Annotated in this window: 18 protein-coding genes; 9 read left to right on the forward strand and 9 right to left on the reverse strand. The window is 65.8% G+C overall.

The window, feature by feature from the left end; translation table 11 throughout:
- The first annotated feature begins 133 nt into the window (after nucleotides 1–133).
- The 4 genes from IE173_RS07350 (at nucleotide 134) to IE173_RS07365 (ending at nucleotide 7,540) form a co-directional block, all read left to right on the forward strand.
- Entirely contained in the window at nucleotides 134–1,828 is a 1,695-nt protein-coding gene (locus tag IE173_RS07350) for a hypothetical protein (RefSeq protein ID WP_191282803.1), read from the forward strand.
- Entirely contained in the window at nucleotides 1,828–3,162 is a 1,335-nt protein-coding gene (locus tag IE173_RS07355; protein ID WP_191282804.1) for an ATP-grasp domain-containing protein, read from the forward strand. Before IE173_RS07350 ends, IE173_RS07355 begins: the two co-directional genes overlap by 1 nt.
- Nucleotides 3,163–3,374: 212 nt before the next feature.
- Nucleotides 3,375–5,006 carry a hypothetical protein gene (locus IE173_RS07360; RefSeq protein WP_191282805.1) on the forward strand — a complete coding sequence of 544 codons (1,632 nt, stop codon included), beginning with the start codon at nucleotides 3,375–3,377 and terminating at the stop codon, nucleotides 5,004–5,006.
- Nucleotides 5,003–7,540, forward strand: a complete 2,538-nt coding sequence (locus tag IE173_RS07365; RefSeq protein ID WP_191282806.1) for an nSTAND1 domain-containing NTPase — start codon at nucleotides 5,003–5,005, stop codon at nucleotides 7,538–7,540. Before IE173_RS07360 ends, IE173_RS07365 begins: the two co-directional genes overlap by 4 nt.
- On the opposite strand, the gene IE173_RS07370 is transcribed toward IE173_RS07365, so the two are convergent.
- Nucleotides 7,529–8,395, reverse strand: coding sequence for a hypothetical protein (locus tag IE173_RS07370; protein WP_191282807.1), 867 nt, complete (start codon nucleotides 8,393–8,395; stop codon nucleotides 7,529–7,531). The two genes, IE173_RS07365 and IE173_RS07370, sit on opposite strands and share 12 nt — an antisense overlap.
- A gap of 1 nt (nucleotide 8,396) precedes the next feature.
- Nucleotides 8,397–9,539, reverse strand: a complete 1,143-nt coding sequence (locus IE173_RS07375; protein WP_191282808.1) for a radical SAM protein — start codon at nucleotides 9,537–9,539, stop codon at nucleotides 8,397–8,399.
- Between the two features lie 126 nt (nucleotides 9,540–9,665).
- Here IE173_RS07375 and IE173_RS07380 point away from each other — a divergent pair, with 126 nt between their 5' ends.
- Both IE173_RS07380 and IE173_RS07385 read left to right on the forward strand, forming a co-directional pair.
- On the forward strand, nucleotides 9,666–10,307 hold the full coding sequence (locus tag IE173_RS07380) for a nitroreductase family protein (protein ID WP_229841964.1): 642 nt from the start codon (nucleotides 9,666–9,668) through the stop codon (nucleotides 10,305–10,307).
- 383 nt (nucleotides 10,308–10,690) lie between these two features.
- A complete protein-coding gene (locus tag IE173_RS07385; protein ID WP_191282809.1) occupies nucleotides 10,691–11,071 on the forward strand; it encodes a hypothetical protein in 381 nt (126 codons plus the stop codon).
- 13 nt (nucleotides 11,072–11,084) lie between these two features.
- Here IE173_RS07385 and IE173_RS07390 read toward each other — a convergent pair whose 3' ends face one another.
- The 5 genes from IE173_RS07390 to IE173_RS07410 form a co-directional block, all read right to left on the reverse strand.
- Nucleotides 11,085–11,855, reverse strand: coding sequence for an IclR family transcriptional regulator domain-containing protein (locus IE173_RS07390; protein ID WP_191282810.1), 771 nt, complete (start codon nucleotides 11,853–11,855; stop codon nucleotides 11,085–11,087).
- Nucleotides 11,856–11,859: 4 nt separating this feature from the next.
- Entirely contained in the window at nucleotides 11,860–13,029 is a 1,170-nt protein-coding gene (locus tag IE173_RS07395; protein ID WP_191282811.1) for a thiolase family protein, read from the reverse strand.
- The gene (locus IE173_RS07400) at nucleotides 13,026–13,652 is read right to left on the reverse strand and encodes a 3-oxoacid CoA-transferase subunit B (RefSeq protein ID WP_191283040.1); all 627 of its coding nucleotides are present in this window, start codon (nucleotides 13,650–13,652) and stop codon (nucleotides 13,026–13,028) included. Before IE173_RS07400 ends, IE173_RS07395 begins: the two co-directional genes overlap by 4 nt.
- Complete coding sequence (locus tag IE173_RS07405; protein WP_191282812.1) at nucleotides 13,649–14,329, reverse strand: 3-oxoacid CoA-transferase subunit A; 681 nt, start codon at nucleotides 14,327–14,329, stop codon at nucleotides 13,649–13,651. The genes IE173_RS07400 and IE173_RS07405 overlap by 4 nt, the downstream gene beginning before the upstream one ends.
- Nucleotides 14,330–15,700: 1,371 nt before the next feature.
- The gene (locus IE173_RS07410; protein WP_191282813.1) at nucleotides 15,701–17,017 is read right to left on the reverse strand and encodes a site-specific DNA-methyltransferase; all 1,317 of its coding nucleotides are present in this window, start codon (nucleotides 17,015–17,017) and stop codon (nucleotides 15,701–15,703) included.
- Between the two features lie 145 nt (nucleotides 17,018–17,162).
- Here IE173_RS07410 and IE173_RS07415 point away from each other — a divergent pair, with 145 nt between their 5' ends.
- Together IE173_RS07415 and IE173_RS07420 are read left to right on the forward strand one after the other, a co-directional pair.
- Nucleotides 17,163–18,032 (forward strand): DNA adenine methylase, encoded by an 870-nt coding sequence (locus tag IE173_RS07415; protein ID WP_191282814.1) that lies wholly within the window; start codon nucleotides 17,163–17,165, stop codon nucleotides 18,030–18,032.
- The gene (locus IE173_RS07420) at nucleotides 18,032–19,390 is read left to right on the forward strand and encodes an HNH endonuclease (RefSeq protein WP_191282815.1); all 1,359 of its coding nucleotides are present in this window, start codon (nucleotides 18,032–18,034) and stop codon (nucleotides 19,388–19,390) included. The genes IE173_RS07415 and IE173_RS07420 overlap by 1 nt, the downstream gene beginning before the upstream one ends.
- Nucleotides 19,391–19,428: 38 nt before the next feature.
- Here the strand turns inward: IE173_RS07420 and IE173_RS07425 are convergent, their stop codons facing one another.
- Both IE173_RS07425 and IE173_RS07430 read right to left on the reverse strand, forming a co-directional pair.
- Nucleotides 19,429–19,872: a DUF6998 domain-containing protein gene (locus tag IE173_RS07425; protein ID WP_191282816.1), complete on the reverse strand. Its 444-nt coding sequence runs from the start codon at nucleotides 19,870–19,872 to the stop codon at nucleotides 19,429–19,431.
- The gene (locus IE173_RS07430) at nucleotides 19,869–20,357 is read right to left on the reverse strand and encodes a DUF6998 domain-containing protein (RefSeq protein ID WP_191282817.1); all 489 of its coding nucleotides are present in this window, start codon (nucleotides 20,355–20,357) and stop codon (nucleotides 19,869–19,871) included. Before IE173_RS07430 ends, IE173_RS07425 begins: the two co-directional genes overlap by 4 nt.
- 92 nt (nucleotides 20,358–20,449) lie before the next feature.
- Between IE173_RS07430 and IE173_RS07435 the strand changes: the two genes are divergently transcribed.
- Nucleotides 20,450–20,959 carry a hypothetical protein gene (locus IE173_RS07435; RefSeq protein WP_191282818.1) on the forward strand — a complete coding sequence of 170 codons (510 nt, stop codon included), beginning with the start codon at nucleotides 20,450–20,452 and terminating at the stop codon, nucleotides 20,957–20,959.
- The last annotated feature ends 4 nt before the right edge of the window (nucleotides 20,960–20,963 follow it).

Below are 20,963 nucleotides of genomic sequence, written 5' to 3' on the forward strand. Positions count from 1 at the left end.
CGCTCAGCAGGCACGGGATGAATCGACCCCGATTCGGGACGGATCTGGGGTGATTTGGGGAGATTCGGGGTGCTCTCCGGGCGCGGGCTCCGGCTCGCTCATCCAGAGGTCCCGCGCATGTCAGAATTCGGGCATGTCGATGCGCGAGGCCGGTAAGCCGCTGACGCTCGTTGAGTTCCTCATGAAGCTGCGAACGGGCGATGGGATCGAGGCGCAGGCAGGCGTCCTGAAGGTGCCCGCCCACTTGCTCACAGACCTCCCGGACGACGGCTCCGGTTACGTCGACTTGCCACAGTTGATGGCGCGGCTCCAGTCGGCGCATGACCGCTTCGGGAGCATCTCGGCCGACCAGGAGCAGATCTGGGCCGCCTCGTGGGGCAGCGGTCCGTGGGCGACCCGCATACACGCGGTCGGCAAAGACCGGAAGACCGTCCAGACGATCTCTCGGTTGCTGATCGAGAAGGCCGTGGCCATGTGGGCGTCGGACTCCAAGGCGATGCAGACTCACTCGGCCGGCGGGTTCTCGGAATCGGCGACCAGTCGTCCCGTCCCCGAGCCTCCCATCAGCGAGGAGGAGGTCGTGAGCGAGCTCGCAGCCTTCTTCTGCGGGCTCAACAGAGGAAGGGGAGTTCAGGACCTTCGCCCGCAGATCGCCGCCACCGAGACCGTCGCCCGGTACCTGCCGATCGAGAACGAGCTGCTCGACGTCGAGCAGTTCAAGCGCGAGCTCCGAGAGCACGTGATCAGTGCCGCCCGAGACGCGACGTTGAGGAAGTCATTAGGTCGCGCCGAGAGGGTGGCCGTCGTCACCGAGGAGATCCTCGTCAGATCGGTCCAGGTCGGGTGGGCGCTGGACTTCTCACTCGATGCGCCCTTCGCGATCCATCCGACCGAGGCGAGACTGATCCCGGTCTCGTCCGATCCGCGTTCCGTCGACCTCGCGACACGCAAGCGCGAGCTGCGATTCGCCAGCGGAAGGCGTGGGGCCTTTCCCGAAGTCGGCGGCCGCAATGTCCTGGAGTCCAACCTCGACCTCATCGCCGACTGGATCGCACGGCGGATCGTCGCGAACGCGGACTCGTCGATCGCGGACGATCCTGCTCGGACGCAGGAGAACGGTGCGGCGACGTTCATCGCCTTTGGGACGCATCTCGCGACGCCCTCGCTAGCATCGGGAGACCTCGAACTCACGGTTCGCGACCGGCTTTCGGCTCCAGAGGTCGACGCGCCCTCCGCGTCGAGGGTTGGTTCGACGGCGGTGTCCTCGGACGGCCGGTTGGTGGGCGCGCTGATCGGAACCGTGCTCACCACCGCCTGGGTGCGGCCGAGCGCGGACAGTCTCCATCTCGCGGGTGCGGCGAGCGTGGTGATCGACGAAGCACGGGACGGCGGTGCGCTGCTCGCGTGCCGCTCGCTCGGACACGCCATCGTGACCGTCATCAGCACGGCGACGGTCACTCACCTCGCGGTGCTCTCAGCGGACGGAACGCGGTCTATCGTCGTGTCGACGTTGGTCAAGCGGCCTGTGTCGGCAGCCGTCCACTGTTCGCTCGGGGTGTTTGTTCTCGACATCGAGGGGACGTGTCGCGCGCCGCAGGCGACGAGCGTCGTGCCCTTCGGCAACCTCGGCGGGATCGTGTCTCTCGACGGCATCGACGCCCCCGACGGACCCGTGCTCGTGGGCGGGCTGCCAGGCGGCTCCGCGCGCATCGCATCGTGGCGCGACGGGTCTTGGGTGGTCACCGAGACCGACGCCGAGGTCGCCGCCGGTCGACTCGTTCGCTCCCTCGACGCGGCCGCCGACTCCGTGGGCATGGCGGCCGCCTAGTGGAACGCGATGCTCTGAAGACCGCCGTCGAGAGCAGGCTCGGCGCACGCCAGTTGCTCTGGGTCGGGCTACGGGGTGACGATGCTGAGCCTCTTTCAGATCTCGAGCAGTTCGCGGGTTCCTTCAGCTTGATCGGGCGCTACGTCCGCCGCCGCGACGTCGTGTCGGAGAGCTACGAGCAGTTCTCCGGAGCCCGCGTCGATCCTGAGACTTGGGACATCGACGACCACCTGAACGACGAACCCGTGGTCGCCTTCCGGCACGCGCTGTTGCGTGCGCTCTCGCGGGAGTCAGCGATCCTCCCGTATCGCCCATCCGCGCTGCTCAGCGCGATCTCGTTCTCCCAACGCGAGCGTGTCGCCTGTCTCGGCCTGTTCCCGTCGCTCCAGTCTGCATTCGAGCACAAGCCGTGGGTCGAATCCTCAATCGCGGCGCTCGGTGACGTCCCGTACGTGCCGTGGACCTACATCGCCGACGAAGATCAGATGCTCGCCCGGTCGTTCTTCGGCGACGGTACGGTGGTCCTCCGGCGGAGCCGCACGTCTGGCGGCGAGGGCATCGTTCACGTCCGCGATCCCGACGACGTCCGCTCGAACTGGCCTCGCGGGGCGGACGCCTTTGCCAGCATCTCCCGGTTCATCGACGACGCCATCCCGGTCAACGTGGGAGCCACGGTCTGGCGCGACGGTGTGACCGTCCACCATGCGTCCGTGCAGCTCATCGGGATCCCGGGCCTGGTGAGTCGCGAGTTCGGCTATTGCGGCAACGACTTCGCGCGGGCCAAGGATCTGGGCGCGGAGGTGCTCGATCAGATCGAGGAGTCGACGACACGCATCGGCGACTGGCTGCGGTCGTACGGTTTCCGGGGTTCCTTCGGTGTCGATTTCCTGGTCGCAGACGGTCGGCCGCTCTTCCTCGAGGTGAATCCGCGATTCCAGGGGTCCACTCACGCATCCGCTCGCCTCGACATCGAGCAGGGACTCCCGGACCTGATGCTTGAGCACCTCGCCGCATGGCTCGACCTCGACCGGCCAGCGGCTCCGCCGCTACGTGATCGTGTCGCTGCCGCTTCCGATTTCTCCCACGTCGTCTTCCACAGAATCGCGGATGAGCCGGACGTCCTCGACATCACCCCGCTCGTGCGGAGCATCCGCGAGCTTCCGGGCCGGAACGGGACGGAACTCGTACTCCCCTCTGAGATCGAATGCGCGCCCGGCGCCGCCATGCTCCGGTGGACCACGTGGCAGACGGTGACGCGTTCGGGCTACGAACTCCTCGACCCCTTCAACCATCTCAGCGCGGTTCTCGGCGCAGAGCGACAGGAGCACCCGTGAGCAGTCTGAGCAGCAACGTCCAAGTAGGCAACGGGATCTTCCGGGTGCCGTCGATGCGACACCCCGCGACGTTGACGGCCCCGCCGGACTTGAAGACCTACCTGCAATCAGCGGGGACGGATGCCGACGAGGGACAACGCTTCTACCGGCTTGTCAAGAAGAACGCTCTGCGTCGGCCTCTGACCGGCCCGGACACGGCAAAGACTGAGCACGTGACCGAGTCGAAGGGCGTCGGGGTGACGCCCTGGCCGACGTTCGTGCTCGGCAACGGATGCCTCACCGATGACACATCGTCTGATGTACCCGTCGTCGCTCAACGTCTGCGGGCGCTGGCGACCCACGCGGACGCCGCGACGGCAGCCGATCCGGCCCGTGCGGTCGGGGAACTGGTGAAGCAGTGGGTCGCCACGGTTGCCGACGAAGGCGGCGTCGCCCTTGAATCGGTCGACGCAGACACGACGGCTGGCGATCTCGTCAGCTGGGACGCGGGCGCCGTATTCGAGGTCGTGCTTGCTGCCGCTCTCCTGGGGCGCGTCTACGCGGAGGCTGTCGCGAAGTTCGGGCACGTCATCACCGCGAGTCGACGCTCACCCGTCGGCTTCCTCGCTACGGATGGTAGATGGTCCGCCGTCGACTACCACGTGGTCCAGCCGCTCACGACGGTCTTGACGGCGCTGAACGAGCGAACCGGTGAACCGCCGCACGGTCGACTCGCCGCGCTCGCCGGAGCCATTGCCACGCGGCTGAAGCAGCACCAGATCGTGCGGCAGGAGGTCGATCTCTTCAGCTCGATCGCCTGGTACTTCGTCACAGAGGGGGCGGAGACCTACCCGGGGTGGGGGGAGTTGTTGCTGCTGCAGGGCTTGACGGAGGAGGTCGGCACGGACATCTCCCTGCGGCCGCGTCGTTCGAATCAGCGGACGCCGTTTGCGGGTTCGGTGACGAAGCGGTTCCACCTCGCCACGACTCGGTCGTGGGCGCAACGACGAAGCGCAGCTACATCGAGTCGCCAAAAGTTCTACGACGCGGTGGTCGCCACCGTGCACACGCAAGCCGAGCTGCACCGTCGGTCGAAAGCCTCGGAGAGTCTTCCTCTTCCCACGGTCTTCGTGAGCTCATTCGATCTTGAACTCGAGATGGCCTTCTGGGCTGCCGGAAAGCCCTTCTCGGTGGTCGTCCCTGTAATCAGCGTCAACGAGCGTCAGTTGACGCGCGACGCAACCTTCCAGTGGGTCACGACGACGATCACCCCCACCGGTTCCCCGTCCGATGCAGTCCCGGCGGGGCTGCTCACGCCCGCTGAGTGGAAGCCGCTCCGAGCGACGAGCTTCCGTCACGGGCGCGGCGGCGTCACGGCGCATCCGGTGATCGTCCGGCTTGCCGGGTCGCCCCTCATGACCTTCGAGAACGAGGGTCGTGCGGTCGCCGCACAGCTCGAGGATGGCGGCGAGACGGTCTATCACGCACTCCTTCTCGACGACTACTCCGCGTACAACCTGGCGGCGCTCGACCTGCGAACCGGTGAGCTCGCACATCAGCTCACCTCCTCGGGGGACGCGGAGAGCCCGCGGCGCTTCTGGACGTTTGTCGGAGTCCAGCTCGGCGACCCCGCGGTTCGGTTGCGTCTGCTCGCCCACGAGATCGCCGCCGCTGCCTCCAACACCCCGGTGGCGAGCGAGCAGGAGGCGTGGAGGGCCGGCATTGTCCTGAACGTCCATTCGACCCCGGAAGACACCGACGCCTTCGCGTGGTATCGCCTTGAGCCCGTGCTCGGGACGAGCGTGGAGTTGACCCCCTCGCTCTTGGAGTTCAACCGGCTGTTCGCGAAGGAGTGGGGAGCATGACCGCAGGAGACGGGAGCCTCCGCGATAGCTGGGAGGCGTTGCGCCGGATCGAGGACGCGTGCCCGTGGCCGGGTCTGCGCCCAATCGTCGACGGCGCGCGAGCAGGCCAGCTGAAGGGCCGCGACACCGACGCGATCGACATCATGTACGAGATCCGTGACCATCGACTCACGGTTCTCTTTGGCGACTCGGGTGTCGGCAAGACCTCGTTACTCGCGGTCAAGGTCATTCCGAAGCTCGCCGACGAGGGTTTCAGGGTTGCCTGGTTCCGCGAGTGGCGCGAGGTCAGCGGCGATGTCGAGCCCTATCTCGACGCCCAGGTCGCGGCGCAGCTGAGCGAGGGCGGGTTCGAGGAGCTGGACGACAGGTACGGTCGCCGGTTTGTCCTCATCCTGGATCAGTTCGAGGAGGCAATCCGCCACCAGCCCGAGCTCTCAGAGCGGGTCCAAGCGTGGGTCGTCGAGGCGACCGAACGCTACGACTTCCGCATCGTCATCGCCTTGCGATCGGAGTACGAGCACCGTCTTCGGAACCTCAAGATCGCTCCATACCAGCGGATCGATCTCTATCTCGGCCCGATCCAGCAGGAGCACATCGGCGAGATCGTCGATGCCGGCCCGGCCGCGATCTCGAAGGATGCAGTCGCCCGAGTGCTCGAACTCTGGACCGCCGCGAAGGGGAACGAGGGGTGGGCCCGGGTCGGTCTTCCCCACTTGCAAGCGTTGCTCTACGCCTTGTGGGGTGGCGTCGCGGAAGATGGCCGCACGGTGATCGAAGCGGGCGACGTCGTCCGCTTCGCGACGGGAGCAGAGAGCGGCGGGAACCCCTCTTTCGCGTTGTCGGAGGAGATCGCCGAGCACGCCTTCGAGTCCTCGATCCGGAGGGCGGTCGCTCTCGGCCTCCAGCATGCGAAGACGTCCTTCGACGCGATCGGTGACCCGTATCTCATCGCCGGGGCTCGCAGTCACGTCGTGAGGATGGCGCGGATGCTCTCGAGCGGGGGATTCAAGGTGGATCAGGATCGCTGGCATCTCGCCCGCCAGGTGCTCGCCGACGAGATCCGCATCCTGGAGATCGACCCCGACGACGCGGGCCGGGTCTTCCATCAGGTCGCGTGGTCGGTCGACGCAGAGCACCAGGCGCGACACGGCCACGAACCCGGGGCCGACTGGCTAACCATGCACCGTCGGGACCTCGTCGACGCTCCGAGAGCCGCGCGCGCGCCGTCGTACTCGGGTGATGACGCGACCTACCTGCTACGATCTATTCCCAGCGGGCGGGACTCAAACGAGTCAACCTCGGGGCCTGTGATGGACCTCCCGCCAGCCCACGCCCTGGTCGAGGAGTTCCGCCGATTCTTCCTCGCGCTCGAGTGGCTCGACGAAGCGGCGATCGTGCGTCAGTCGACGGTGAACCCGTTCCGTACCATCGTCTTCCTCACCCACGACGCCATCGGGCGCGGCCTGGACGAGTGGGCGGCTCGCAACGAGGCGGATCCCGAGCGCGACCTCCGTGTTCTGACGGCACTGCTCGGACGCCGCATCGACTGGTCGGTATCTGTCGAGGGGGCCGACCCGGAAACACCGCGTCTCGTGGCGAACCTGCGATGGCGCGCCTGTCACGTCAAGGTCGAGTTCCGCAACGTGGTCTTCTTGAACTGCGACTTCCGCGAGTCGGTGTTCCAGGGGTGCGCCTTCGAAGGCGTCCAGTTCGTCAACTGTCTCCTCGACGGGGTGACGTTCCGCGGGTGCGCGATCGTGGGTGACGTGGGCGATCTGACTGTGGGCGAGGAAGAAGCGCCGAGTACGGGGCACCCGACGTTCCATACTCCCGCCGAGCCCGAGGCGAGGATCATCTCCCGGTATCGCGAGTCCGATATGGAGCCTTCGGGTCTGCGGTCCGAGTTGGGCCCCGCCTCCCCCGGCGCACCCGCGGACAGCGACCGCGAGATCTCACGCCGCACGGGTGGATTGTTCCTCCTCGGCAGTCGGCTGAGCTCGTTGATGTTCGCTGGGTGCCAGTTCGGGCACGGCAGCGCGGTGGGTCTGCTCTACAGCTCCGGCACTTCCCTTGAGTTCGCCGAACAGGGCGCGGGCAGCCTCTACCTCCGCGATGTCGTGCTCCGAGGGTTCAGCATCAGCCCGGCCTACGCGACGGCTCCGGCGCCGGATGCCCGGCTCGCGGTGCGCATCGCAAAGTGCCTCGCGGGGAACATCTGGGTCTCCGAGGGAGTGCGCGGGCACCTCACCATCGTCGACAGCGTCGTCTGGCAGGTTCTCCACGCCGGCACCAGTGACGACTTCACCTTCTCGTTCGACGACGAGCTCGCAACTGGCGCCGCTGTGAATGTCCGAGCCTCGAAAGGATTTGGATTGGTCAACATCGGCATCGAGCCTCCGCCGGGATCGGGCGATCAGCCGGACGCATGGAACCTCGGAGGGGAGGGGGATCGTCTCCGCTTCCTGTCGCGCACGACCGACTACCGGGGCGACGCCGACACGATCGACGAGGCTGTCGGGCTCTCAGGCGAGTAGCAGCTCGAGAAGGGCGATGCGTACGAAGAGTCCGAGATCGCTCTGCTCGAAGTAGCGCACCCGCGGGTCGTCACGCACGCTCGAGGCGATCTCGTCGATGACCGGCATCGGGGAGAGCGCGACGCCGTCTGGCCTCAGGGCGGCGAGCACCTCGCGCCCCACCCGCAGCGCCGGCCGCGCCTCGTCAGGGATGGCGCCGTCGGGGACTCCGGCGGCGTAGACGACGTCGATGTCGTCGAGCTCCCGGGCGTCGACAAAGCGGCACAGGGTTGCGAGCTGCGGAGGAAGAACGACCCCGTCGGTGAGTCCGGCGGACGTGACGAGTGAGAGTGCAGCCGGGGGATGGCGCTCGAGCAGCTCCAGCAGGCTGGTGACGGAGCGCATCCGCAGGTCGCCGACGATCGCGATCCGGGTGCGGTCGACCGGCCCCTGCAGCATCTCGATCGCGAACAGGTCGATGAGCGCTTGCGACGGGTGGTCTCGGGAGTCGCCCCCGTTGAGCCAGCCGCGGTCGTCCCGCGTCGCGACTGCGAGCTCGGCCGACGGGCGCCCGGACCGCACAATGAGCGCATCCACGTAGCCGCTCACGGTGCGGAGGGTGTCTTCCAGCCGTTCCGGGACGGACCGCTCCGAGGTGCGGCGCTCCTGGATCAGGATCGGCGTCGCACCGACCGCGTACGCGGCGGCCTCGAATCCGACCCGTGTGCGGAGGGAGGGCTCCAAGAACACGAGACCGATTGATGCCCGCAGTGCACGGGGCGAGACCTCCTTGCGCGCGAGTGCGCGCGCCCGATCCAGGACGGCGTCGATCTCCGCATCCGACAGGTCGGCCACCGCGTGGATGCGACGGGCCATTTCAGGCCCCGGTGTGGAGGACCGGCAGCGGGTGCTGGTAGTCGCCGCGGGTGACGTTGTGGCGCACAAAGGTCAGAGTGTTGTGCGTACAGGGTGGGCACGTCGGGCCGAGTGAGGCGCCGAGCTCGTCGATGAGGTCGCGCGCCCGCAGGTAGAGTTCGAGCGTCTCGTCGGCGGTGGGCGGTTGCGAGTGTCCGAGGGGGGTGACTGGATCCGGCTTGAACGGACTCAGCACCGGAACCGCGCCGCGTTCAGCGATCGCTCGCACCCCGAGTAGGGTGCTCTCCATCGGCTCCAGGCCGACCATGAGCATCGAGCGTACGCGGTCGCCGCCCAGCGTCGCGGCGGCGTCCTCCAGAAAGTTCAGGTAGAACTCGCGGCCCTGCCGATGTTTGTGACGCATGACTTTCGCCGCGATGCCTTCGTCGAATACCTCGAGGTTCACCGAGATCTCGTTCAACCCGAGCGCGTCGAGCCTGGGCAGGTCGAACAGGCCGGGGAGCGGAACCATCATGATGTCGACGGCGATCCCGGGGAACGACTCGAGCACCGACTCATAGACGCGCTGCAGAGCGGGAACATGTTTCGGTCCCGGGGTGCCCCCGGAGATGAGCAGATGGTGCCCGGGCTGCTGCTGATCGCGGAGCGCGACCTCGATGGCGTCGATCATCGGGTCGACGGGCTTGACCCCGCCGTAGGCGTCATCGAACGGGATGTTGCAGAAGTCGCAGACCATCGCGCACCCGATCGTCGGCGAGAGCCGGGACCGGTCTCCGTGGGTGACGACGAAGTGGCGGTACGGCCGCCCGGCCCCGTTGACACGGGAGTGGAAGGCGGCCGGGGCCCAGAAGGCGGCGCGACTCTCCCATCCGCGGCCATGGACGAAGAACCCGTCCGGGCCGAGGTCGAGAGTAATGGTCGAGCCGGCCACGAAGTTGGCGTTGTAGCGCTCGATGGGGACGTTGACCCAAACGTCGTCGTCGAGGCGCAGGATGACGCCACGTGTCGACGCGTAGTCGTCGGGTGACCAGGGCCCGCCGTCGACGATCACCTCGATCGCGCGCTCGGCGGCGGCACTGACGACGGCACCCTCAGCGAGCAGGACGAACTTCAGGTGCTCGGCGTCGGAGAGATCCGCAACCATTCGGCCTCTCTTCGGTCTGGGGCGCGAATCATCCTAGCCCGGCAGCGCATCGGCGGGTTCGAGGCGCAGCTACCCCGATACATTCGTCCCATGAGCGCTCAGGAGCAGACGACCGCAGGCAACGCGGTGATCGAGACGATCCTCCGACGTCGGAGCATCCGAGGTCCGTACCACGACCGACCCGTCCCGCGGGGCCACGTCGAGCTGGTGCTCGCGAGCGGTCTTGCAGCGCCCTCTTCCAAGAATGCACAGCCCTGGCGCTTCCATGTTCTAGAGACTGTCGGACTCCGGACCCGCATCGCGGACGCGGTCGACCGCTCGTCGGGCATCGAGGAGTACGTCCCGCACGATCCCCGCACCGGGAACCCCTCGCCGCATTGGAGCTCGACCGTTCTTGAATCCTCCGCGGTGCTTCGGACAGCAGCTGTTGCGATCGCGATCGAGAACCGCGGAGTGTTTAGCGGCGGGCGCGCCACCCTGTACGCGGCGAGCCACGAAGCGCTCATCGGAAACCTCACCGCCTACGGCTTCGAGACGATGGGGCTCGGAACGGCGCTCGAGAACATGTGGCTCGCTGCGAACTCGCTGGGGATCGACGCCGCGTTCCTCGGCGACCTCGTGATCGCCGAAGGCGAGGCGCGGACGCTGCTCGGGATCGAAGGCGACCTCATGGGGGTCCTGGCGATGGGGTACTCCCTCGAAGGGCCGGCGCCCAAGCAGGCGCCGCCACCGGTGACTCAGACTGACTCGCCGGTGGTGTGGCACTGATGGGGTCATCTCCGCTGGCGGACCCCTCCGCCGTCCACCGATGCATCGCCGAGCTCTTCGACGCCGGAGACTTTGCGGGTGTCGGCGAGTTCGGGTCGGCCGCGTGGGGCGACATGTCCCGACGTTCACCCGTGCCGCACGACGCAGAGTCATGTCGTCTCGTCATGCTCGCGACCGCCCAACAGGGCGCGGGCAGCGCGGTCGAAATCTGGCGCGTGCGCGCCTTCTCTCGCTTCGTGCTTACGGGCTGGCATGAGGGTGTCGCGGCCTGCATCATGTCTCTTGCGTTTGCGAGGCTCTCCCAGGACAACGACTCGTACCCTGCCGGGAGGACGCTGCGTTCGGTACAAGGGAGCAGGGGTGCCCTAGACATCCTGGATGAGATGGCACCGTACGTCTCACGGGAGGCGAGCGGCCGAGACATCGGCGGCCAGTCGCCGACTCGACAGCGGATCAGTCGCTTCTATGCCGAGAAGCGCGGATTCTTGCTCATGCTGCTCAGTCGCCATACCGAGGCTCGAGAGAGCTACGACGCGGCCTTGATCCTCGCCGCCGGTGATGCGCGCGGCGAAGCCAAAGTCGTTGCCGGTCGAGCACTCGTCGCCTTCCAGGACGGCCGAATCGGCGAGGCTATTCGCGAGACGGAGGTCGCGATTGCGCGTGCGTCGGACGTCGGCGCCGGTGACGTCCGATTGCCGGCCATCCACAATCTCGAGGTGATGCGCGCCGGAGGGACCGCGCTGCGCCCCTACGAGATCCTCTGAGCGTTCGCCCGGGTCATCCCGTCAAGTCCAAGTCGCGAGAAATGGCGGCGGCGGACTCCTGCATCGCCGCGAGGAGGCGGAGTGCCTGCTCGGTCGGGTCCTCGCCAGTCGCGGGCATGGACACGTTGATCGCCGCGACCGTCGCGGGGCCCCGGGCGACGGGTACGGCGAGGGCGCGCAGGCCGGTCTCGAGTTCGCCGTCGACGAGGCTCCAGCCTTGGTCGGCCACCCGGTCGAGTTCGGCCCTCAGGGCACCCGCATCGACGATGGTGCGGGCGGTGAACGCCTCCCCGCGGAAACCCTCGAAGAAGGTGTCAAGTTCGGCGGCGCTTAGCGCTGCGAGCAGAACCCGGCCCATCGACGTGACGTAGGCGGGAAAGCGCGTGCCGATCGTGATGCCCACCGACATGATGCGCCGGGTGGGCACGCGGGCGATGTAGACGATGTCCCACCCGTCGAGAATGGATGCCGACGACGACTCTCCGACGGCGTGCGACAGCGCCTCGAGGTGGGGCTGCGCCACCTCGGGCAGCGACTGCGCCGACAGGTACGAGAACCCCAGCTCGAGCACCCGCGGGGTGAGCTCGAACATCCCGTCGCGCGCCCGCACGTAGCCCTCGGATTCCAGTGTCAGCAGAAAACGACGAGCGGATGCCCGGGTCAGGTCGGTCGCGCGCGCCACGTCCGAGAGGGAGAGGCGGGGCCGCTCCGCTCCGAACGCACGGATGACGGCGAGCCCGCGCGCGAGCGACTGCACGTACGTGCTGCCGTCGGGCTCGAGCATCCGCTCAGCGCTCCAGCACCATCGCGAGACCCTGCCCGACGCCGATGCAGATCGCGATGACGGCGACCCCGGAGCCGCGGCGGGCGAGTTCGTGCGCGGCGCGGCCGATGATGCGTCCGCCGGAGGCGCCGAGCGGATGCCCGATCGCGAGCGCGCCGCCGTTCTCGTTGAGTTTCGCCGGGTCGAGTTCGGGCCAGAGCTTCGCGCACGCGAGCGACTGCGACGCGAACGCCTCGTTGAGTTCCACGAAGTCGACGTCGGCCCAGGTGCGACCCGCGCGGGCGAGGGCACGGTTCGCGGCCTCGACCGGGGCGATGCCGAAGTATTGCGGCTCGTTCGCGTAGACGCCGCGGCCGGTGATGCGGGCCAACGGTTCCGATGACAGGGCACCTTCGGCACCGATGAGCACCATCGACGAGCCGTCGTTGATCGGCGACGAGTTGCCCGCGGTCACCGAGCCGTCGGCGGCGAAGGCGGGCTTCAACCCGGCCAGCGCCTCGAGGGTCGTGTCGGCACGGATGCCCTCGTCGATGGCGAGGTCGACGCCGGGCACTGGCACGATCTCGTTCGCGAAGGTGCCCGCCGCCCACGCCGCCGCCGCAAGCTGGTGCGATCGCAGGGCGAAGGCATCCTGTTCCTCGCGCGAGATGGAATACATCTGGGCGAGCAGTTCGGCCGACTGCCCGTTCGAGATGGTCTGCTCGGCGGGCAGTTTCGGGTTGGTGAACCGCCAGCCGATGTGCGTCGACACCAGCTCGGAGTTGCGCGGCGGGAACGCGGCGTCGGGCTTGAGCATCACGTAGGGCGCGCGCGTCATCGACTCGACGCCGCCGGCGACGATGATCGACGCGTCGCCGGTCTCGATAGCGCGGGACGCCTGGATGGCGGCATCCACCCCAGATCCGCAGAGCCGGTTGGTGGTGCTGCCGGGCACCGACACGGGCAACCCGGCGAGCAGCACGGCGAAGCGGCCGACGTCGCGGTTGTCTTCGCCCGCCTGGTTGGCGTCGCCGAGGATGACATCGTCGATGCGCGCGGGGTCGAGGTCGGGATGCCGCCCCAGCAGCGCCTTCAAGGTCGAGCCGGCGAGGTCGTCGGGTCGCACCCCGGCGAGCGACTTGCCGAAGCGGCCGAACGGCGTGCGCACGGCGTCGTAGACGTAGGCGGCGGTCATGACATCTCCAGTTTCAGGCCGGTCAGTTCGTTCAATTCGTCGAGGGTGGTGTCGAAGAGTTCGATCACGCTCGCGCCACCCGGACCGACGGCGATCACGGCACGTTCGGTGTAGACGCGGCTGACGCATCCTTTGCCGGTGAGCGGGTAGGTGCACGCTTCGACCAGTTTCGACGAGCCGTCTTTGGTGAGCAGGTCGGTCATCACCCACACCTGTTTGGCGCCGATGGCGAGATCCATCGCGCCCCCGACCGCCGGAATCGCGTCGGGCTCACCGGTGTGCCAGTTGGCGAGGTCGCCGTTGGTGGCCACCTGGAAGGCGCCGAGCACGCAGACATCCAAATGCCCCCCGCGCATCATCGCGAACGAGTCGGCGTGATGGAAGTACGCCGCCCCCGGCTCCGCGATCACCGGAATCTTGCCGGCGTTGATGAGGTCGGGGTCGATCTCGTCGCCTTTCGCGGCGCGGCCCATTCCGAGCAGCCCGTTCTCGGTGTGCAGCGTCACATCGCGCTCGGGGTCGAGGTGGTCGGCGACGAGGGTCGGCGCGCCGATTCCGAGGTTCACATAGGCGCCATACGGGATGTCTTGGGCAATCCGTTTCGCCAGTTCGTCGCGGTTCATCGCAGCCACTCCCTCATCCCCACTTCGACGACCCGGTCGGTGTAGAGCGCGGGGGTGACGATGCTCTCGGGGTCGAGGTCGCCCACCTCCACGATCTGGTCGACCTGGGCGACCGTGAGGGTCGCGGCGGTCGCCATCACCGGATTGAAGTTGCGGCTCGTTTCGCGATACACGAGGTTGCCGAGCCGGTCACCCTTGAACGCGCCGATCAGGGCGACGTCGCCCTTCATGGGGGATTCGAGCACGTAGGTCTTGCCGTCGATGACTCGTTCTTCTTTGCCTTCGGCGAGCAGGGTGCCGACGCCGGTGGGGGAGAAGAAGCCGCCGATCCCGGCGCCGCCTGCTCTGATTCGTTCGGCGAGATTGCCTTGGGGCACGACTTCGAGCTCGATCTTGCCGGCGCGGTACAGCTCGTCGAACACCCAGGAGTCGACCTGGCGCGGGAACGAGCAGACGACCTTCCTGACGCGACCGGCCTTCAGCAGTGCCGCGAGGCCGGTGTCGCCGTTGCCGGCGTTGTTCGCGACGATGGTCAAATCCTTCGTGCCGACCTCGAGCAGCCCATCGATCAGCGCGATCGGCTGGCCCGCGAGGCCGAAGCCGCCCACGAGTACCGTCGCGCCGTCTGGGATGCCGTCGAGTGCGGCAGCGACGTCGGGGACGATCTTCGTCCGCATGTCTGCTCCTCACCGCTCGTTCGGGATGCGTACGAGCGTTCTCTCTGAGAACAAGGTACCCGTTGCACGTCGCTCCTGTCACCCGCCGCAGTAGGCCTCGGATCAACTTGAGGCAAGCGCATCGCTCCGCTTCTCGTCGCTCGACTTCACGCGTAGGGTGCTAGCGCAGTGAAAGTTGCCCGCACCGATCTGGAGGTATTAGTGGACAGGCTCCCGAGCAAGGGCACGCAGATTCCCGTGCTTGTCGCTGAGTCGCTAAGCGACGCCGGCGAAGGTTCGCTTCAGTGCCCAAAATGCGGGCGGGTCGAAGATATGCATTTCGAGCAGTTGGAACTGCATTCAGCGAGTGGTCAGCGGCTAGCCGCGAGGGCCGGTGGGGAAGACGACGGTGCTCGCATCACGCTTAGCCTGGGCAATGACGCACAGGGTGCGGGACGCCGCAACCGCCTGGTGCTCAAGTTTGCGTGCCTACTCTGTGGCGAGCGATCTGTCGTCTCGTTCCTGCAACACAAGGGCGAAACGCTTGCGAGCGTGCGCTAACAGAATCGCTCGGGTAGCCGGGCACTGGGAGACGTGCCCGAGTAGCCGTGGGCGACGTCCACATAGTCTGCGACACTACGAGCGTGGACGTCCAGGGAGCAGTGAATAGCTTCGACAACGCTCTTCGGCATTGCGACAACATAGTTGCCGTCCATCGAAGGCATGGCGGGACCAGTCGGGGCCGACGTTTCTCGGAGGTCTCGCTCGACCGTGCAGTGATTGTTCTTGCGGTTGCTGCGTGGCAGGCAGCGATTCAAGATCTGACTGCCGCCTTGCTGGATACGGCCCGACCCGCGGGTCCCACATCCATCGACATTGCGCGGTATGACGTAGTCACCGGGCCAGTGCGCAAGGCGATCAGCGACTTCGCGACACCCAACGCTCAGAACACGCGCCGTTTAATGGTGAGCGCGGGATTCGACCCTCGGCCGCTCTGGACCTACGAGCTGGCGGGTGGGAGGGGGCGGCAACGACTCGTTTGGACGCCGTCGATGGTCGATTCGCGCTTAGATGAGTGGCTCAAAGTGAGGCACGCAGTCGCGCATGGGCACGATTCGCTGCCCGTTGTTCAGGCCCTTCTAGCGGTACGAATCAAGGGCGTTTCGCGCGACCCCTCGCTTCAGCTCGCTGATGCGGAGCAATGTGTTTCGTTCCTCAACCGCCTTGTCCGCTTGACGTCGGTCGGAATCGCTGCGCACCTCGGTGCTTCGCTCGCGTATCCGCGACCCTAGTGCGGCGTCTTCCGCGATCGTCTCCCCCGTAGCGGCGGCACGCATGTCACGGCGAGTGAATTGTGTCAGCCTTCCGTGACGTTGCCAAGGTGATCTACCGTCAGACGGCGGTTGCGCGGACGTCCTCAGCGGGTAAACGCTCTATCCGCTGGCGGATGCGTGTCGGTTGGTGATCGGCCGTTAGCGAACCCAGTCGCGGAGGTACCCAGACGACCTCGTAGTCGCCTCCTCCGTGCCAGGACACTGCTTCCGATATCCCGTCGCCGTCGCTGCCATTGATGACTCGGTTGAGTCGGGGAACGATGAATCCGAGCACCGTCTCAAGGTTTCGCTCGACCGCGATCCATCGCCTCCGCATCTTGTGCGCCGCGGCGGCAGTGGTGCCGCTGCCGGCAAATATGTCGACGACCAACTCGCCCGGATTTGTCGCGATGTGAATAATTCGTTCCAGAAGCGACTCGGGTTTCGGAGTGTCGAAAACTTCGATCTCGGGGAAGAGTGACATCAGGTGTCGCTTCGCGTCGTCGTTCGTGCCCGTATCGCTCGATCCCCACACAGTGAACGGGACCAACCCTCGCAGCTGATGGGCGAACAACTTCAGTCGTGGTGACCCTTCGCCACCCTTTGGGAACCAAATTCGCCCGTCGGCGAGGAGATCCTCGTACGTGGGCTGCGTTGCGTACCAGGACCGACCCCGGGGCGGTCGGAGAACCTGGCCCGTCGGCGTCACGATGTCGTACTGCTGAGCCTTGCGAAAGCCTGGAGCTGTGAAAGGGGCATCGGCCCAAGGGCCTCTGGGGTCGTCATCGCGGTTGCGGAGATGGGACTCGTCCTTGCTCAGCAAGTTGCGCGAGGTCTTCCACTTCTGCGGGCCACTGGGTGCGTACACCAGGATCGTGTCGTGATTGGAAGAGAAGGCTGCCCGGGAGTCCCGCGTCGTCTTTTTCTGCCAGACCACGGACGTGACAAAAGCCTTCTCGCCGAACACTTCGTCCATGATCGACCGGGCCCGATGGACCTCTGCGTCGTCCAAGTGAACCCACACACTCGCGTCCTCGGCAAGCAGCGGGTGAATTGCCGCAAGGCGATCACGCATCATGCTCAGCCACATGGAGCGCTGCATCGAGTCGTTGTACTGGCGGAAGTTCACTTGGGTGTTAAACGGAGGGTCTATGTACACGAGCCGGATTCCGCCGTCGAGTAGGACGCTGTGTTCGCGGAGTGCCTCCAGTGCGTCGAGGCCGTCCCCAATCACAACGGCGTTCGCCCGCGGAGCCAGCTCGTTCCCTGTCAGCACGTTCAGCGGTGGTGTTACCTTCAGCCGTTCGTCGGAAGCGGGAAGCCACTCGTATCCGTCGACTCCCGACGCACGCAGCGAGAGATCCTTGTTGGGCCAGATCAGCTGAACTTCGGACATGTGGGAACCCCTGGGCGTTTGGACGGCGAGCCAGGCGCGACGGTCGCAGCGTCTTGAATACGATGTCACGAGCCACCGATGAGCGGGGATAGGCGCGAGGGGGACCGTGAAACTCGCCGAACCAAAATCGTGGTCGACTGACTCCGTGAGCGAGCGCCCGTCGACCCGAGGTCCCCTTAGACCCTTCGTGCGATGGGCGGGCGGCAAGTCCCGACTCTTGCCCCGGATCTTGCCGCACGTCCCCGATCGAATCGAGAACTACTTCGAGCCCTTTCTAGGCGGTGGCGCGGTCTTTCTGGCCGTCAACGATCGAGTCGCTGGGCACGCCTTCCTCGCTGATCTGAACGAGCACCTCGTCGCGGCGTGGGTCGCTATGCGGGACCATCAGGACGAACTGAAGTCTTTGCTCGAGTGGTACCAGGATCGGGACTCGAAGGACTTCTACTACGAGGTCAGGGCCGCTTCCCCCGCTGGATTGATCGATCGCGCGGCAAGGTTCCTCTACCTGAATGGGGTCTCTTGGAATCACCTCTGGCGCGAGAACTCCAAGACGGGTGCGATGAACGTCCCCTGGGGGGATCGCTCGTTCAAGGGTTTCGATTCATCGACATACGAGGCGCTGCGAGTTGCGCTCGAGCGCACGGTGATCCGAGCGTCAGATTTTCGAGAGGTCTTGGCGGACGCGCAGGGCGGCGACTTCGTCTATCTCGATCCGCCGTACCTCCCCATCTACAGTCGACCCGATGTCGAGAAGGAACCGACCTCCAAGTTCAACAAGTACACAGCGAAGACCTTTGAGCAGCCGGACCTGGAGGATCTTGCCCGCATCTGTGAGCACCTGACGGAGCGGGGCGTTGCGTGGGTTATGTCCAACCGCGACACTGAGTACGTTCGCGAGCTATTCTCGGGCGCCGACATCGTGTCATTTACCACTCATCGCTCGTTGGGTGCGCAAAGCAAGCGGCAGGTCGAGGCACCGCAGTCGCCAGAAGCGATCGTGATCGGGAGGTTCTAATGGCTGCTCTGCCCGTCGAAGCTGTTCTCGTCGTCTTTTATGGGCCAGAGGCACACCACGTGACCTATGGTCGACAGGTTCGAGGCGGTGGGTACACCAAGGACTACATTCAGCTCTCACGGATGCCTGCGTTCATCGACTGGGCTGAGCGACTGTTCCCGCGGCCGCCCGGTGCCGAGGTCAGCGTTCCGCTCACGTACGAGTGGCCAGGCGGGTCTCGGCGCGGGGATTTTGTGTACAAGTCTGCCGATCGTCCGCACCTGAAGTGGGACACGCGTGACGGAGCGCCGCTCGCTTGGAGAATGGCACAGTCACCAACGGAGTCGACGGCTGAAACTATTCCAGGAACCCCGGGTCTGGAAGAGTTCGAAGCTGCAGAAGGCGAGTATCGAACCTTGGCAGCGAAGGGGGCTGGTCAGCCTTACCTTGTTGCCGTGAAGCTGCGCGATCAGCCCGGCACTTTGCACGTTCGCGCGTATCTGGATGGAGCGTCGAGCGACTTCGGTTTCGCTGAGCTCGATCGCGTTCCCACTCCGATCGCGGACCTCGCTCGACAGACGACGCAGCGACGGGCGCTCGCGTGGCAGCTTTTTGATAGCCGAGGGGTGGCTCCGACTTCGTCTACTGAGAACGCGATTGCGGCGCTGTTGCAGTCAGCCGATGTTTCTGCGACTGCGCGCCAACTGAACTCCGTCGACAGCACCCAACTCTCGGACTACCTCCGTGATCCAGGGCACGGGTTGTTCTTTGACCCATCAAAGAATCACGATGCTTGGACGCTTGCACCCGCCCTGGCAGATGAACTTCTAGCCGCGGCGCCCGCGATTCTGGATCTTCTGGCCGGACATCCTCCGGTAGGTACGGATGATGACATTGCGGCAGAATACCTTGCCACCGATTCGACCGAAGTGGAAGAACTCCGCGGTCAGATCGAATCGAAGGACTACTCCGTTCTTGATGCGACGGCGTCGGTGAAGACTCGCGGCAGTGCTCAGCGTGCATTCGCCGACGCGGTCAAGGCGAACTACGGATACCGGTGTGCTGTCACAGGGATCACGACACGAAGGTTCTTGGTCGCATCCCACATTGTGCCGTGGAGCGAAGACCAGTCGATCCGCCTCGATCCGTCGAACGGGATTTGTCTCTCGTTGATGGTCGACCGCGCCTTTGAAGCCGGCTACCTCAGAATCGAGGACGACTTCTCACTCCGGGTTGATCGCGAACGAGTTGGAGGCGACGCCGCGCTCCTCGACTCGCTCCTTCCCTACGACGGTCACGCACTGTCGTTGCCTTCCATTGAGCAGCCCAACCTTGACTATCTGAGACGGAGGCGCGAGCTGGTGGACGGGGAGAGGTAGGAGAGTTCCGGGGCCCGCGGCAAACCGCGCCGGACTCACTAGAGCTTCGCGTAAGCATCGCGCAGCCTCGCTGTCACATCCATGCCGGCTTTCGCGCCCTGTGTGACGTTGAAGCGCAACCCTCCGCGAGCGAGAGCGCGAGTTTCGACTACGTCAACCTCGCGTGCCCATACGATGCCGTAGTCCTCGCGGCTAAGCCCGATCAAGACCGCAACATCGAAATCCCAGTTCTTGAAGATGGTGGCTTGGCTATAGCCAGGGCGGATCACTCGCGTCTTGACTTGGAACCGCCGACCATCGGGGGAAAGGAAGTCGAAGCCGGCGTTGCTGTTCTTTTCGAGCTTCCCGCCGTATGTCGCCGCCGCGATCGCCTCTCCGATGTCTCCAACAGCGTTGCGTGTTCGAATCACGCCGCGATCTATGAGAGCTGAGAGAGCCGCCTCGTATTGGGCCAGGAGCTCCCGCGCGGTCGGCGTGCTCACGTCAGATCCATTTCCGCGAATGCACCGCGGATGCGATCAGTGACATCGATGCCGAGTGGGAGCACATGGCGGGTACTAATCGCGTGTGAGTTCGTCAGCGCCACGTGCCTCCCAAGCGCTTCGGTCTCCGCCAACGAAAGCTCTCGCGCCCAGGTCACCTCGTAGGTGCGGGCGTCCAGCACCAAGAAGACCGCCGCATCGAAGTCCCAGCTTCGGATTGCGGAAAAGTCGGTGTTTTTCGCGCCCGCGACCAAGCGGGCCTTCACTTGGAGCTTCCTACCCTCGGAGTCGAGGATGTCGTAGGACTTCTTGGAGTTCGTCTCGATCTCGCCGCCATAAGCGCGCCAGGCGATGTACTCGGCAAGGTCACCGAGAGGAGCATTCCGGGTTCGCGTGATGCCGCGTTTCAGGAGTTCGTCGAGCACGGCCACGTATACGCCGAGCAGCTCTCGGACGCTCATCTCGGCGGTGATGATAGATGGCACGCGATTCTCCTTCGGCTGGCAACCATCTTGGTCGCGCGCGACGACATCGCGAAGCCGAGTCCACCGTCTGAGGCTCCCGATACGGTCCTCACATGAACGAGATCGTCGCGGCGGTCATCGGTGGCGCCGCCGTCGTCCTGATCCCGCTTTTCGCATGGTCATCTCAACGACTCACCCGCGAGGGTCGGCTCCTGCTGCGTGTCCATCGCCTCGGGTCAGCCTTCGCTGTGATGCCGGAGTCGCCGGAGAAGAAGGATTTCGAGGGCCACCTTCGGCGCGCTGTCGCGGATCTGAATGAGTGGGTCTCCCCGGCGAAGAAGGCGCAACGTGCGGTCGTCCGGTTCATCGCTGGCTCGCTCTACATCCTCGGAGTCGCGGGCCTCTTCATCACCTATCAGGTCTTCGGTATCGAGGACTCGATTCTGACCTCCCTGCTTGGCGTCCTAATCGGGGCTGGAGTAGCGGCCGCCAGCCTGATGGTCTCTAACATTGTTCAGCGCGTCGCGGCGCAGCGGGAGGATGACCAGCAGCGTGAAGAGCGCATGGAGCGCATCCGTCTAGGCAAGGCACCGGGCGGGCCGGAGGTTGCAAATAGCGTCTGAGCGT

This window comes from Pseudolysinimonas yzui (assembly GCF_014653215.1).
GTDB classification, from domain to species: Bacteria; Actinomycetota; Actinomycetes; order Actinomycetales; family Microbacteriaceae; genus Pseudolysinimonas_A; species Pseudolysinimonas_A yzui.